This window comes from Kitasatospora sp. NPDC085464 (genome assembly GCF_044541955.1).
Taxonomy (GTDB): Bacteria; Actinomycetota; Actinomycetes; order Streptomycetales; family Streptomycetaceae; genus Kitasatospora.
In genome coordinates, this window is the sequence record NZ_JBITTM010000016.1 from 37028 (window position 1) to 51757 (window position 14730).

14 protein-coding genes are annotated in these 14730 nt (G+C 71.3%); 10 read left to right on the forward strand and 4 right to left on the reverse strand.

Annotated elements, in window-relative coordinates:
* Positions 1 to 1656 precede the first annotated feature (1656 nt).
* Positions 1657 to 2349, reverse strand: coding sequence for a type III effector protein (locus tag ACIGG8_RS16155; protein WP_396548519.1), 693 nt, complete (start codon positions 2347 to 2349; stop codon positions 1657 to 1659).
* 108 nt (positions 2350 to 2457) lie between these two features.
* Here ACIGG8_RS16155 and ACIGG8_RS16160 point away from each other — a divergent pair, with 108 nt between their 5' ends.
* The 5 genes from ACIGG8_RS16160 (at position 2458) to ACIGG8_RS16180 (ending at position 6072) form a co-directional block, all read left to right on the forward strand.
* Positions 2458 to 2892, forward strand: a complete 435-nt coding sequence (locus tag ACIGG8_RS16160; protein WP_396548520.1) for an Hsp20/alpha crystallin family protein — start codon at positions 2458 to 2460, stop codon at positions 2890 to 2892.
* A gap of 96 nt (positions 2893 to 2988) precedes the next feature.
* Positions 2989 to 3333 carry an STAS domain-containing protein gene (locus ACIGG8_RS16165; protein ID WP_396548522.1) on the forward strand — a complete coding sequence of 115 codons (345 nt, stop codon included), beginning with the start codon at positions 2989 to 2991 and terminating at the stop codon, positions 3331 to 3333.
* A 47-nt stretch (positions 3334 to 3380) separates the two neighbouring features.
* Entirely contained in the window at positions 3381 to 3785 is a 405-nt protein-coding gene (locus tag ACIGG8_RS16170) for a DUF2267 domain-containing protein (RefSeq protein ID WP_396548523.1), read from the forward strand.
* Between the two features lie 76 nt (positions 3786 to 3861).
* A complete protein-coding gene (locus ACIGG8_RS16175; protein WP_396548524.1) occupies positions 3862 to 4260 on the forward strand; it encodes a DUF2267 domain-containing protein in 399 nt (132 codons plus the stop codon).
* Between the two features lie 549 nt (positions 4261 to 4809).
* On the forward strand, positions 4810 to 6072 hold the full coding sequence (locus ACIGG8_RS16180) for a hypothetical protein (RefSeq protein WP_396548526.1): 1263 nt from the start codon (positions 4810 to 4812) through the stop codon (positions 6070 to 6072).
* Positions 6073 to 6145: 73 nt separating this feature from the next.
* On the opposite strand, the gene ACIGG8_RS16185 is transcribed toward ACIGG8_RS16180, so the two are convergent.
* Positions 6146 to 7054, reverse strand: a complete 909-nt coding sequence (locus ACIGG8_RS16185; protein ID WP_396548528.1) for a LysR substrate-binding domain-containing protein — start codon at positions 7052 to 7054, stop codon at positions 6146 to 6148.
* A gap of 250 nt (positions 7055 to 7304) precedes the next feature.
* On the opposite strand from ACIGG8_RS16185, the gene ACIGG8_RS16190 reads away from it, so the two are divergent.
* From ACIGG8_RS16190 to aspA, 5 genes are all read left to right on the forward strand, one after another.
* Positions 7305 to 8090 (forward strand): gamma-glutamyl-gamma-aminobutyrate hydrolase family protein, encoded by a 786-nt coding sequence (locus tag ACIGG8_RS16190; RefSeq protein WP_396548530.1) that lies wholly within the window; start codon positions 7305 to 7307, stop codon positions 8088 to 8090.
* A gap of 32 nt (positions 8091 to 8122) precedes the next feature.
* Positions 8123 to 8830 (forward strand): FadR/GntR family transcriptional regulator, encoded by a 708-nt coding sequence (locus ACIGG8_RS16195; protein WP_396548531.1) that lies wholly within the window; start codon positions 8123 to 8125, stop codon positions 8828 to 8830.
* Between the two features lie 20 nt (positions 8831 to 8850).
* Complete coding sequence (locus ACIGG8_RS16200; protein WP_396548532.1) at positions 8851 to 10290, forward strand: amino acid permease; 1440 nt, start codon at positions 8851 to 8853, stop codon at positions 10288 to 10290.
* A 109-nt stretch (positions 10291 to 10399) separates the two neighbouring features.
* Positions 10400 to 11416: an asparaginase gene (locus ACIGG8_RS16205; RefSeq protein ID WP_396548534.1), complete on the forward strand. Its 1017-nt coding sequence runs from the start codon at positions 10400 to 10402 to the stop codon at positions 11414 to 11416.
* A 64-nt stretch (positions 11417 to 11480) separates the two neighbouring features.
* The gene (gene aspA, locus ACIGG8_RS16210) at positions 11481 to 12890 is read left to right on the forward strand and encodes an aspartate ammonia-lyase (protein WP_396548535.1); all 1410 of its coding nucleotides are present in this window, start codon (positions 11481 to 11483) and stop codon (positions 12888 to 12890) included.
* Between the two features lie 176 nt (positions 12891 to 13066).
* On the opposite strand, the gene ACIGG8_RS16215 is transcribed toward aspA, so the two are convergent.
* Together ACIGG8_RS16215 and ACIGG8_RS16220 are read right to left on the reverse strand one after the other, a co-directional pair.
* A complete protein-coding gene (locus ACIGG8_RS16215; protein ID WP_396548537.1) occupies positions 13067 to 14422 on the reverse strand; it encodes a DUF6895 family protein in 1356 nt (451 codons plus the stop codon).
* A 102-nt stretch (positions 14423 to 14524) separates the two neighbouring features.
* Complete coding sequence (locus tag ACIGG8_RS16220) at positions 14525 to 14710, reverse strand: hypothetical protein (RefSeq protein ID WP_396548539.1); 186 nt, start codon at positions 14708 to 14710, stop codon at positions 14525 to 14527.
* Between the last annotated feature and the right edge of the window lie 20 nt (positions 14711 to 14730).

Consider the following 14730-nt stretch of genomic DNA (forward strand, 5'->3'; position numbering starts at 1 on the left):
GCCACCCACGCAGGCTTCCTCGGCCTCGCCACCTGCTGCGTGGTCGCCGGCGAGGCGGCGGTATCGCGCGCTGCCGGGACAGCCGGATCGATCGAATCCGAGCTGCATGATCAACAAATCGATCGTGAAGGGCAAGGGGGGAGGTGCGGACCGGGCGCGACCAGAGCCTGGCGCGAAACTCCGGGCGGCCGGTTGCCGTGTGTGAGCAACTCGCCCCACGCGTGGCCGGGGCGGGACCGTTCCCCTCCCTGACGCACCAGGCCCTGCTTGGGTGCGTCCAAGCGTCGCCCTGATTTCAGACTCGTCGGTCGCCGGAGTCCCCGTCGGGTCTGACGGTTCGATGCGAAACCGTCCCAGGGATGAAGGTTCTTTCACGTAGCGTCACGACGGACGTCTGGGCAGGACGGGATTTCCCTCGGGCCCAGGCCGGCAGACAACCGTCAGTATCAGGCGAATTCCATGACATTCGTCCCGATCGGCCGGGCAGGTCGCGGTGGCTGCGGGCGCGTATCCGGCCGTCGAGCGTCCACGGCGGCGTCCGGAGGAGGCAAGAAAGGGTGCCCGTTGCGGCTTCGCCCCCGACGGGGCGGGTGGGTTCCGGAAGCTTCCCCTGCAATGGTCACCGCAATTGATACGCAATCAAAGCCGGAATATCCTGAAAGGACTGAGGCGGGCGCTTGCCGCACGACTCGACACCAACCGTCGCCGTCCACATGCTGGGGGCGTCCCATGCGCAATCGGGCCCTGGCCGTGTGCTCCCACGGGCGCGGCAGTCTGCATCTCTTCGTCGGTGCGCAGAACCGCGTGGTGTGGCAGCCCGGGTTCGGCCGGGTGAGTGCGATGGCGATTGCGGTCGAGGCGTACACCCTCGAAACGCCTGGTCGTGGAGGTGCCGACCGGCCTGGAGCGGCAGAACGTCCGGCCTTCCTCGACATCGTTCCGCTTGGCCCGTGGGAAGCCCCTTGGGGCCACGGGCCAGACAACCAGGGGAGATGATCACCATGAGTCTTCCGGTGAACCACGGCGTCGATGTCGCCGGACCAGCCGTGCTGGCGCCTTTCGTGGCGGCTGGCCCGGCCTTCGTCCATGGCGTGGTGGGCGACTGGTTTCCTGGAGGCCATGGTGCCTCGTCCTCACCTGGGGGAGCCGGTGTTTTGCGCCTTGCCAGTCCTGGGGCGCGACACCTTCAGGGCGGCCCGTGCCCGCGACGCGCTGCCCGGCTGAGGCAGCGGGTGGTGACGTCGGCCGGGGTCGTTCGTCGGTCCGGCTACCTGCCCTGCGCAGGACCGCGGTGCGCGAACGGCCCCCGAACCCGGCGTCGCCCCAGCACAGGTTTGCCGGCGCCATGTGACCCACCGGGCTGCGTCAGGGCACGGGGACGGCGCCCTGCGTCACGCGGAAGCCCGCACCGTGGTGCGGCGCCGGGTGTCCGGGCGGACTGCCGGCGTGGGTGCTGATTCCGGTTGCGGGGGTGCCGGAAGGTCCGAGGGTGGCCAGGGTCCGTGGGTGAGCTGGTTGCGGAGGGAATCGAGGCGGGCCAGGCAGGCGTCGATCGCGGCGGTGGTGGCGCTGCCCTGTAGGCGGACGCGGTGTTCTATGGCGGTGAGCCGGTCTTCGATGTGCTGCCAGGGGTCGTGGGCGGGCGAGGTGGTGGGGTCAGGTGCGTCGTTGGTCGCTGTCATGGCGCAGGCGTTCGGTGCGGTGGGTGAGGTCGTCGAGGCGGGTGGCGAGGTCGCCGTGGCCGGTGCCGAGGTGGGGGCGTATGGCGGCGAGGGGCTCTATCAGGTCCGCGGGGTCGGGGGCGCCGAGGGCCGTGGTGAGTGCGGTCAGTGCGGGACCGGCGCGGCGGCTCAGTCCGGGGACGGTGGAGATGCGGGCGGCGAGGACGCGCAGGTCGGCGGCGTTGTCCCGGGCCCAGGCAGTGACGGCGCGGTCGGCGGCGCGACGGTCGCGGACCGCCTTGACGCGTTCGGCACCGGTACCGCCCTGCGTCGTGCCACCGGTGGCGGGCTTGAGGCGCAGGTAGCGGTTCTCGGCGGCCTGGCGGCTGGCGACGCCCATGGGCCGGGCGAGGTCGGCCCAGGTGGCACCGGCCTGCCGCGCGGACTCCACCAGGCCGGCTTCCCAGCCCGCCAGCTCGCTGCGCAGTTCGCGCAGCAGCACCAGGGCGGCCAGAGCGGGTTCGGGGCCGTCCTGCGCGTCAGGGACGCCCGGAGACCCGGACGCGGATCCCCGCGCGGCGCGGACGGCGTCGTCGATGGCGGCCAGCGCCGCCACGGCCGCCAGGAACGACGCCGGCTCATCCGGCCGGGGCGGACCTGCGACTGCTCTTCGGGACTCCTCGCTCATGCGGTCACTCTACCGGCGACGCGTCCACTTGTCATCGGATGGATGACGCGCTACAAAGGTGTCAGATCAAGCGCACTGGCACCCATCGATCAGTGGAGGTGTTTCGCGATGCTGCTGCGCACTGACCCGTTCCGCGAGCTGGACCGGCTGACCCAGCAGTTCCTGGGCAACACGGGAACCTGGTCGCGTCCGGCTCCCATGCCGCTGGACGCCTACCGGGCCGGCGACGAGTACGTCATCTGCTTCGACCTGCCCGGGGTGGACCCGCAGGCGATCGACATCGACGTCGAGCGGAACATGGTGACCGTCAAGGCCGAGCGCCGCCCCCGCCACCAGGGCGAGGACGTGAAGTGGGAGCTCTCCGAGCGCCCGCTCGGCGTGTTCTCCCGCCAGGTCATGCTCTCCGACACCCTCGACCCCGCCGGGATCACCGCCGACTACGACGCGGGCGTGCTGACCCTGAAGATCCCGGTCGCCGAGAAGGCCAAGCCCCGCAAGATCGAGGTCGGCCACAGCGGCGACCGCAAGCAGATCCGGGCCTGACCCGGTTCCCGATGCCGTTCCGGCCGCCTCCGATCTCCCCCCTCGATCGAAGAGGCGGCCGGAACACCCGCCGGACCGCAACGACGCCTGAACGCCATGAACGACCGGAGCAGCCAACCCCTCATCGTGCGGGCGAACGGCGAGATCGACCTCGACACCGCCCCCGCACTGCACCGTGCTCTGGCCGCCGCGCTCCGGTCGCACCGGGAGGTGGTGCTCGATCTGTCGGAGGTGACGTTCATGGACTGCGCGGGCCTGGGTGCGCTCGTCCGGGCCCGCAACCAGGCCGACCGCAGCGGCCGGAGCCTGGTCCTGCGCGGGGCCGGCCGCGGTGTCGTGCGGCTGCTCAAGCTCACGGGCCTGCACCGGCGCCTGGCCGTGGAGGCCGTGGAGCAGGCACCGGTCGCGTCGGCCCACGGGATGCGCCGGCCCCTGGGCTGAGCCGACTCCTTGGTTGAGTCGGCCCTTGGGACGAAGGGAGAACCGCGGTGACTCTGCGATGGGAGGCGTTCCTGGACGCCGTCCGGGAGCGCGGGGAGTACGACACATCCGAGGAAGCCGAGCGGGCGGCGCGCGTGGTACTGGCCCTGCTCGGCGCGCACCTGGTAGGCACGGTGCGGGCCGAACTGGCCGCGCGCCTGCCCGAGACCATGTCCCTGGTCCTGCTCAACCCGCTGCAGGCCGCCGAACCGCTCACACCCGAGCGCTTCGTGCGTGCGACCGCAGCCTGGATCGAAGGCGCCACCGAGAGCACGGCCCTGTGGGACATCGGCGCGGTCCTGTCCACCGCGGCCGACGCCGCCGGAGACGACCTCACCGAGCGCGTCCTGCTCCAGCTGCCGCCCGGCTACGACGTCCTGTTCGGCCGACCCCGACCCGGCCACCGACCCTGACAGCCGCCCGTCCTGCGACACCCGCCCGTCCTGCCGCCGCTCGCCCGGCCGGCCCCGACCCCGGAAGGCCACCGCCATGACCCGGTACCGCCTCCTGCTCCGCCAGGTCCGCGACCTCGGCCGCTACACCTCCGACCAGGAAGCCGAACGCGTCCTCACCGCCGTCCTGGCCGTCCTCGGCTCCCAGCTCACCGGCGACGAACGCTGCGACCTCGCCCGGGCCCTGCCCGAACGCGCCCGCACCGTCTTCGCCGGCCAGATCCCCCTGCCCCGGCCGGTTGCCGCACCTGCTCTCGTCGAAGCCGTCGCCCGCACCCTCAACACCAGCCTCGCGGGCGCTCGTTGGGACGTCTCCTCCGTCCTGGCAGCGCTCGTCACCCTGGCCGGCGACGACCTCACCGACCGCATCCTCGCCCACCTGCCCCGCGGCTATGCGCTCCTGTTCGGCCGAGCCGACCTCGCCACCGCCGCATGACCTCGTCACCGCGTGAGCGCGGAACGCAGTCCGGCACATCCCGGGAGCCGAATGATCCATCATCGCAACCGACATGACGCTACGTCATAACATGATCCCGCTCCGGGTCGTCACGCCGCACCGGTGAGGCCGGGTGGGGGCCGGGGCGGCAAGTCCACGGTGCGGCGCGCAACATGCAGCGGCACGGCTGTGCAGCATGCGTCCGGGGTGCTGCTGAACCACGCGCCGGATGAGCTGAGGGCGTTGCTGATCTCCGGTCGGCCCGGCATCCGGCTGCCGGCACCGGGGCGGCGGAAACAGAGCCTGTCTTGCTGTCTGACAGCCTTGCGGGCTCGATCATGTGCCCTCCGGTGGCCCGGAGTCAAGGTCCGGTTCAGGCCGCCGGTGTACCGGTGCCGGCGCCCGGGGTCTGCGGTGACTCCGCTCGTGTACGGACCCTTGCGGGGCGAGAAGTCCACAACTGATCGGATTTGATCGTACGGCGCTCGCAGGGCAGGCTCGGTGCCGCACAGTGGCGGAGCCGCCACTGTCCGGCACGGAGGGAGCCGCATGTCCGGGACCGAGCACAGCAACCCGACGGCACACGTGGTCGTCGGGTACACCCCGCAGGATGCTTTCGTCGCTGTTCAGTTCAGTCCGCCTCCAGCGGAATACGTGTGGCATGACCGGCAGGCCGAGCACCGCCGGGAACGGTTCGGGCCGGGCAACTGCTACCAGCAATGGCTCGCCGTCGATGTTGCCACCGGTGCCGTCTGGTTCGGGGACACCGACTGGCGGACCCAGGGCGAGGAGGCGGCCGACTGGCTCCCGGGTCGTCTCCGGGCCGAGGTCGGCGACGGCGCACTGCCGTCCCCCGCGGTGTTGGCGGTTCCGCTCGCCCACCGCGTCGCCGATGACCGGGGCTCCGACACCTGGCGCTTCTTCAGCGTCGAGGAACTCCATGCGCTCGTCCGGCGGGTACTGCCTCTGGTCCAGCGGGTGATCGACTCGCTGCACCGCGTGGGCCCGGGCGGGGTTTCGGAATGGTCCGCCGAGGCCGCTACGGCCTGGACCGATCTCGAACAGGCCTGCCGGTTCACGCTCGACGCGACGGGCGCCGTGGCCTGGCCCGATCCCCGCATGAGCGCGGTTCCGGCGTGGCGGGTCGAAGTGCGGGACTTCCTCGCCCGCAACCCCGAGCTCTGCGACCCGGCCTGGGCCGCAGCCACCGACGCCGAGCTGGACGCCTGTGCCGCTTACGAAGCCGATTCCGGTTACGACGGCGTTCCGGGCCTGGTGTGCGCGGCCGCGGGCATCCGGATCGAGGAGGGTTACACCTTCTACGGTCACCGTGCGGCCCTCTACGCCTACCGTGCGGCCGCCTGCGGTGGCCGCACCCCGGTCGAAGCCGGGCTCTGGCTGCAGAGCAGCGATGCCGGACGGGCCAGCTGGGAGGGTGCCAAGGTGGTCGGAGCGAGTCTCGCCGACGCCCCCGACTGCGTGCTGGACCACCTCGCCGAGACGTTCCGCGGTGCCGCGGCCGACGACGGCGTGGTCCTCACCGGACTGGCGGCCCACCTGCGGCAACAGCGGGCCGAGGAAAGGGCGGCGGTCGACGACACGCTGGCCGCCACCGGGGAGGAACTGCAGCGCCTGGAGGAGTTGCTCAAGGACGTCCGCCTGGTCCGGAACACCGTCCTGACCCGGGTCCTGAGCTGGACCGACGGCCGGGACGACGAGGCGATCGCGCGCCTCGCCGCGATGTCCCCCGTGGCCGTGGCCGAGTGGCGTGAGCGGCTGACCGCTGACGGGAACGTCCGGTCGGAGGCGTGAGGGCCGGCCCGGACGGCCTGCGCACGGGCGGTCCGGCGGCGTCGCGAGCAGCCGGTCGAGGTGCGGCCCCCGCTCATGACAGGGCCGCCAGCGCCTGCTCGGCGAGCATGTGTTCCAGGGCCAGGAGGGCGCGCGGGGCGTGCCGGGTGTCGATGCGTACGGTGTAGATGAAGCGCGTCAGCTCGGGGTCGACGAGGGGGCGTGCCACGACCCGCGGACTTCCCGGGGGCAGGGCCAGCCGGGGCATGACGGCCACGCACAGGCCGGCGGCCACGAAGCCGAGCACGGTGTTGAAGTCGTCGCCGTCGTATTCCAGGCGGGCCTGGAAGCCCGGGGTCTTGGCCATCTGAGCGAGCAGTTCCAGGCGCAGCGCGGCCTCCGGCGCGGCGATCCACGTCTCGGACGCGAGGTCTGCCAGGTCGATGACGTCCCGCTGGGCGAGGTGGTGGTCGGCCGGGAGGACGGCCACGACCGGGTCCCGGGCGACCAGCGTTCGGCGCAGGGTCCGGGGCGGTGGCATCGGGATGAAGTCGTAGTCGTAGCTGAGGGCCAGATCCATGTCGCCCCGCTTGAGCCGGCTGTAGCCGGCGTCCGGTTCCACCTGGGAGAGGCTGACCCGGACGTCGGGATAGGTCGCGTGGAGCTCTGCCAGCGCCTGCGGGACGATCCCGGCGGCGGAGGAGGCGAAGGCGCCGAGCCTGATCCGTCCGGCGGTGCCCGCGCGTATGGCGTCGAGTTCCAGGGACGCCGCCGCGAGGGCGCCCCGGACGCGTTGTTCGGCGTCGAGGAGGACGGCGCCGGCCGGGGTGGCGCGCACCGGGCGGCGCTCGATCACGATGAGGCCGGCGCGGCGTTCGAGTTCGGCGATCTGCTGCGAGACGGCGGGCGCACTGTAGCCCAGCTCGCGTGCGGCGGCGTTGAAGGAGCCGTGGCGGACCACGGCTTCGAGGGTGGCGAGCAGCCGGGGGTCGAGTCTCTGCACGGAGTTAACGCTCGCTTATCTGTAGCGAAGATGTCTTTTCTTGTGCTTAAGCGTGAACGGCAGCAGGATTCTTGCTCGCGGCCCGGATGTGCAACCCCGGGTCCCGCGGCCCACCCCCGCCATCGTCGGGCGCGTCCGTGCGCCCGTGGGGCCGTGCGCCTGCTCCGCAGCCCGCCTGCACCGCCTCCGACGGGCGAGCTGCGGAGGAGACGGCGGGCCGGCGATCGACCCCCACCCGAAAGGAAGTGGCATGCCCAAGCCGCTGATCGGCCTCACCACCTACCTCGCCCACGCGCAGTGGGGGGAGTGGGAGTTGCCCGCGGCGCTGCTGCCCGCGGCGTACATCAGCTGCGTCCAGGCGGCGGGCGGCCGTGTGGTCCTGCTGCCCCCTGACGCGCCGGAGGCCGCGTTCGACGTCGTCGCCGGTCTGGACGGTCTCGTCCTGACCGGTGGTGAGGACCTTGATCCCGCGCTGTACGGGGCGCAGCCGCATCCGTGCACGGGGCCGCCGGTGCGCGAGCGCGACCGCTGGGAGTGGGCCGTGCTGGCCGAGGCCCTCGCGCGTGACGTTCCGGTGCTCGGAGTGTGCCGGGGCATGCAGCTGATGAACGTGCACGCGGGCGGCACCCTGATCCAGCATCTCCCGGAGACGGTGGGCCACCACGGTCACAACCTGCACGGCGGCCACTTCTCCCCCCATGCCGTCACCACGGTGCCGGGGACGCGGATCGCTGCGCTCCTCCCGGGCACCCGCCAGGTCGCCACGCACCACCACCAGGCGGTGGATTCCCTCGGGGCCGGTCTGGCCGTGGGGGCGCGTACGGCGGACGGGACCGTCGAGGCGATCGAGAGCACCCGGCACCGCTTCGTGGTCGGCGTGCAGTGGCACCCCGAAATGGCCTTCGACTCGGCGGTGGTGCACGCCCTGGTGGCCGCGGCCGCGTCCGTGCCGACCCCCGCTTCGCATCGAATCCGCGAGCGGAAGGTGCGGGACCGGCGGAGTGCGCCCGTCACCGGCACGACTGCGGTGTCTTGACACCGGAGTGCTTCGCCCCCGAGGATCAACCCGTGAACCTGTCAGACAGCCAGACAGGTGGAGCGGTCCCGCGGCGCGTCAGCGCGATGGAAGCGGTGTTCGGCCACCTGCGCAGCGCCATCGAGCGCGGTCAGTACGCCGTGGGGGACAAGCTCCCCTCGGAAGCAGAGCTGTGCCGGATGCTGGAGGTCAGCCGGCCCGTCCTCCGGGAGGCGCTCCGTGCCCTGCAGGCCATGGGCCTGACCGTCTCCAAGACCGGCAAGGGCACCTTCGTGGTGGCGAGCACGGTCGAGGACCCCACGTTCGGCGACTACGCCGCCAGCGACCTGCTGGAAGTGCGCCGGCACGTGGAGATCCCGGTCGCCGGGTACGCGGCGCTGCGCCGGACCCCGGAGGACCTGGACCACCTCGGCCACCTGCTCGACCGGATGGAGCGGGAGACCGACACCACGGCCTGGGTCGCCCTGGACACCGTGTTCCACCTGGCGGTGGCCGAGGCCTCCGGCAACCCGGTCTTCCGCCGGGTCATCGAGGAGATCCGTGACGCACTGGCGCGTCAGTCGACCTTCCTCAACGAACTCGGCGGCCGGCGCGAGCAGTCCAACTGCGAGCACCGGGCGATCGTCGAGGCCCTGATCGACGGTTCCGAGCCCGACGCCGTCGAGGCGATGTCCCACCACCTCCACCGCGTGGAGGCCACCCTCACCGACATCGTGCGCCCCCAGAGGGCGGACACCTGAAGAGAAGGCAGAGCCGAGGCGTGAGCGAGCAGTTCCTCAAGGACGAGAAGCGCCCCACGACCCGTCACGTCGACGCCGGCGACACCGGCTACAGCAAGTCCCTGAAAGCCCGGCACGTCAACATGATCGCCATCGGCGGTGCCATCGGCACCGGGCTGTTCCTCGGTGCGGGCGGCCGGCTCGCCGAGGCCGGGCCCTCCCTGTTCGTCGCGTACGCCGTCTGCGGCCTCTTCGCGTTCCTCGTCGTGCGCGCACTCGGCGAGCTCGTCCTGTACCGCCCGTCCTCCGGCGCCTTCGTCTCGTACGCCCGGGAGTTCATGGGGGAGAGGGGCGCCTACACCGCCGGCTGGATGTACTTCCTCAACTGGGCGACCACCGGCATCGCCGACATCACCGCCGTCGCCACCTACACCCACTACTGGCACCTGTTCTCCGACGTCCCGCAGTGGGTGATCGCGCTCATAGCCCTGGCCGTCGTCCTCACCGTGAACCTGATCTCGGTGCGGATCTTCGGTGAACTGGAGTTCTGGTTCGCCATCGTCAAGGTCAGCGCCCTGGTCGTCTTCATGGCCATCGGGATCTTCCTGCTCGTCACCCGGCACCCCGTCGACGGCGCCGTCCCCGGCCCGTCCCTGATCACCGACAACGGCGGGATCTTCCCCAACGGCCTGCTGCCGATGCTGCTGATCATCCAGGGCGTCGTCTTCGCCTACGCCTCCGTCGAACTGGTCGGCGTGACGGCCGGGGAGACCGAGAACCCCGAGAAGATCATGCCGAAGGCGATCAACTCGATCATGTGGCGGGTGGGCCTGTTCTACGTCGGCTCAGTCGTCCTGCTCTCGATGCTGATGCCGTGGAACAGGTACACCTCCGGCCAGAGCCCCTTCGTGACGGTGCTCTCCCACATCGGTGTCCCGGCCGCGGGCAGCGTCATGAACCTGGTCGTCCTGACCGCGGCGATGTCCTCGCTCAACTCCGGCCTCTACTCCACCGGCCGCATCCTGCGCTCCATGGCCGTCAACGGATCGGCACCCCGCTTCACCGCCCGGATGAGCCGCACCCAGGTGCCCTACGGCGGCATCCTGCTCACCAGCGGCATGTGCGTCCTCGGCGTCGGCCTCAACTTCGTCGTCCCCGCCGACGCGTTCGAGATCGTGCTCAACCTCGCGGCGATCGGCATCATCTCCACCTGGGGCATGATCATGGTCTGCCACCTCCTGTTCTGGCGGAAGACCACGACCGGCGAACTGACCCGCCCCGCCTACCGACTGCCCGGCTCGCCCTGGACCGAACTCGTGACGCTGGCCTTCCTCGCCACCGTCCTGGTCCTGATGTACGCCGACGGCGGCGCCGGACGCACCACCGTGTTGTGCGTGCCGCTCATCGCTGCCGCACTCGTCGCCGGCTGGTACGCGATCCGCGGGCGCATCGCGCGCGCCGCTGCCGGAACCGACGACTGAATGCGGGCGGCCCGGGAGATCCGCGGACCAACCGCGCACCCGTCCGGGCCGGCCCGCTGCCGTCAGGCACACAGGTCAGCAGCCCCAAGCCATCACGATCGAGGCAGTCATGCTCACCAGTCCCCTCGCGGACGCGCCCGCGATCCGCGAGCCCCGCCACGCACCCGTCGCCCACGTCACCCGAGGCGGCGTGGTCGAGAGCACCCACTACGGTTCCGTCATCGTCCTCGGCACCGGCGGTGAGGTCCGCCACCACCTCGGCGACGTGGACGCCGCCTGCTACCCGCGCTCCGCCCTCAAGCCGGTCCAGGCCGTCGCCATGGTCCGCGCCGGACTGCCCCTCGACGGCGCACTGCTCGCCCTCGCGATGGGCAGTCACTCCGGCGAGGAACGCCACCTCGCCGGAACCCGGCGGATCCTGGCGCTCGCCGGCCTCACCGAGGACGACCTGCGCAACGTCCCGGACCTGCCGTACGACCCGGCCGTCCGCGACGCCTGGATCCGGCAGGACCGCCTGCCCTCCCGGATCGCCCAGAACTGCTCCGGCAAGCACGCCGCGATGCTCCACCTCTGCAAGCTCAACGGATGGCCGCTGCACGACTACGACGCCCCCGGGCACCCGCTCCAGCGGATGATCGCGAACGTCGTGGAGGACCTCACCGGCCAGCGCATCGCCCACGTCACGGTGGACGGCTGCGGCACCCCCCTGTTCGCCGTCTCCCTCCACGGTCTGGCCCGCGCCGCTGCGCGCATCGCCACCGGCGCGCCCGGGACACCGGAGTTCCGGGTGGCGGACGCGCTGCGCAGCCACCCGGAAATGGCCTCCGGTGCGGGGCGGGACGTGGCCCGGCTGATGCACGCGGTGCCCGGGCTGCTCGCCAAGGACGGCTTCGAGGGCGTCCAGATCGCTGCGCTGCCGGACGGCCACGCCGTCGCCCTGAAGATCGCCGACGGGGCGAACCGGGCGCGCGTCCCGGTGACGGCCGCCGCCCTGGTCCTGGCCGGAGTCGACCCGCGGCTGCTGGCCGGGTTCGCGGGGGAGCCGGTGGCCGGCGGAGGCCGACCCGTCGGTGGCGTGCGACCGGTCGCCGCGCTGGACCCGTCGGCCCTGCTCGCCCCCGCGTGACCCCGGCCCACCACGACCAGAACGTGACCCCGGCCCACCACTTCGGAAGAGGACCCGCACACCCATGACCGCCACCACCCGCAGTGAGCACGACCTGCTCGGGGACCGCGACGTCCCCGCCGACGCCTACTGGGGCGTCCACACCCTGCGCGCCACCGAGAACTTCCCCATCACCGGCACCCCCATCTCCGCCTACCCGCACCTGATCGACGCACTGGCCGCGGTGAAGGAGGCCGCCGCCCGCGCCAACGAGGAGCTCGGCCTGCTGGAGCCCGCGAAGGCGGAGGCGATCGTCGCCGCCTGCCGCGAGATCCGAGCCGGGAAGCTGCACGACCAGTTCGTCGTGGACGTCATCCAGGGCGGCGCCGGCACCTCCACCAACATGAACGCCAACGAGGTGCTCGCCAACCGGGCGCTGGAACTGCTGGGGCACGCCAAGGGCGAGTACTCCCACCTGCACCCCAACGAGGACGTCAACCTCGGCCAGTCCACCAACGACGTCTACCCGACCGCCGTCCGGATCGCGACGGTGTCCGCCGTGCACGGCCTCCTCGACGCGATGGCCGTCCTCCAGGACGCGTTTGCCCGCAAGGCCGTCGAGTTCCGCGACGTCCTGAAGATGGGCCGCACCCAGCTGCAGGACGCCGTGCCGATGACGCTCGGCCAGGAGTTCTCCGCCTTCGCCGTCATGCTCGACGAGGACCGCAGCCGGCTCGCGGAAGCCGCCGAGCTGATCCACGAGATCAACCTCGGCGCGACCGCGATCGGCACCGGCCTCAACGCCCCCGCCGGGTACGCCGAATCCGCCCGACGCCACCTCGCCGACATCACCGGGCTGCCCCTGGTCACCGCAGCCAACCTCGTCGAAGCCACCCAGGACTGCGGCGCGTTCGTCCAGATGTCCGGCGTCCTCAAGCGCATCGCCGTCAAGCTCTCCAAGACCTGCAACGACTTGCGGCTGCTGTCCTCCGGGCCGCGCGCGGGCCTCGGCGAAATCAACCTGCCGCCGGTCCAGGCCGGTTCGAGCATCATGCCGGGCAAGGTCAACCCGGTCATCCCCGAGGTCGTCAACCAGGTCGCGTTCGAGGTGATCGGCAACGACGTCGCGATCACCATGGCCGCCGAGGCGGGCCAGCTCCAGCTCAACGCCTTCGAACCGATCATCCTGCACTCGCTGTCGGAGTCGATCACCCACCTGCGGGCCGCCTGCCACACCCTCGCCGAGCGCTGCGTCGTCGGCATCACCGCCAACACCGAGGTGCTGCGCGCGACCGTCGAGAACTCCATCGGCCTGGTGACCGCCCTCAACCCGCACATCGGCTACACGGCCGCCACCGACATCGCCAAGGAGGCCCTCGCCGGCGGCCGGGGCGTCGCCGAACTCGTGCTGGAGCGGGGGCTGCTCCCGGCCGAGCGGCTCGCGGCCCTGCTGCGGCCCGAGGTCATCGCCGGCAGCGGCGTGGCCGCGGTCTGAACCCGTCGTCGACACCACCGACCCGTCCTGGGTGTCCGCCGGAGCGGTCCGGACCACCTCGTGCGGACGGTCAGGCGCGGCTTACGGATGATCCAGTACCGGTCGCAGCTCATCGACGGTTGTTCGGCCGCGACCGGGCTGACCACCACTCCACCCTGAACACCGGCATCGCGAGTTCAACCTGAGTAGTGCGCTGACCGTACCGGCTCGTTGATGCCCGGACGGGCGGGTGGCGGTTCCAACTGTCTGGAAAGGGCGATCTGGTTCGAGAGGAACCGCGCCCCGACCTGCACTCCCCTGCTCCGCTCCAGCGGACTTCCGTGCACCTCGCGAAGCAGTTGGCGCAGTGCCAGCAGGTCGTAGTGTCGGACGATCTCGATGGCCGCGACCTCGATGAGGGTTTCGACGCGGTCCGCGAGCGGGATCGGGAGAGCGCACAGCTCCAGGGCGGTTTCCTTCCCCGGTGAGGACGGATCGGGCCAGGCGAGGTCGACGATCCGGCGGAGCGTCCCCGGGTCATGCGCCGCCCTACCGTGCGGATCGGATTCGGGCCACTCGTCCTGGCGGCGGAGGAGTGTCGCGCAGAGCAGCGCATCGACGTAGGCAGGGTGGTACGAGTGCTGGAACGCGTACGAGGCGCGGCCGAGGGCTCCCCGGCGTCGGTATTCGTCGACGCGGAACGCGGGGCCGGGGAGAGAGCCCCTGCTGTCCAGTACCCGGGTTCTCAGTGCCCATCCGCAGCAGGCGAATGCGGACGCGTTTCCCGGCAGCACCGCGTCGGCGAGCAGCAGTTCGCCCAGCAGGTCGAAGTCACGGATCGCGACCGCGAAGCAGAGAGCGGATCCGATCGAGGACCTGAGTCGGTCCTCGTCGGCCCCGGGGATCCGGTCCGATCCGAAGTCGGTGGCGTACATGAGCGTGTGCGTCAGCGCGTAGCAGTCTTCCCGGGTGGTGTAGAGGCCGTCGTGGTCGGACGCGATGGCCGATGCCTCGACCTGCCACGCCGGTGACACCTGGCCGAGCTGCTCGGACGATCCGCGTCCGGCCTTCCGCTGGGCCCAGCAGAATTCGAGGTGACGGAAGGGAACGAGTTCCTCGGTTCCCGCGTGGCCGGTCGCGACCGCGTTGCGGACCAGTTCGTCCATGTCCTCGTCGGGGCGGCCGAGCGCGGAAAGGAAGTAGTGTCCCAGGCCCAGGCTTGACACCGCCCGGGGGTGGCGGGCGATCACACATCGGACGCGCGGGCTCCGGCACCTGCTCTCACAGAACTCCACGAGCCCGTCCCACACCGCACGATCCTGGCCGCCCCCGGCTCGGTCCAGCACCAGCAGGAGCATCGAGGTCTCGATGGCGATCTTGTCCTCGGTGCGGACGATGGCGCCGTCCTCGTCCTCCCAGTGCTCGGAATAGTCGTCGATGAGCTGGAGGTTCCCAAGGGCGAACTCCAGTACTTCGTTGATCCGGGTGCGCAGCTGGTCCGCCCGGGGCCCGTGCTCGGGCGGCGCCGTCAGGTGACTGTGGCGACTGGCCATGGCGACATACCTTCGCGGTGGATGATTGACTCCGGGGCGCACGGGGCGGTTGCAGGAGTCGAATTCAGTACGAGCCCGGCTCCTGCAGCCCTGCGGCGGCTCCTACTTCTCAAGCGGGCGGACCACGATGCAATAGTTGTTATTGCACAGCGTGTGCGCCGCGGCCTTCCTCTCGTTGCCGATGACCTCGGGCGTCAGCTGGCTCCGGAGGTTGTCCACCAGGCGGATGAGCTCACTGCTCGAAAGCTCGTCGGCGAGCTTCTCCAAATTCACCGGGCGTTGTTCCATTGCTCTCACCTCCTCATTTC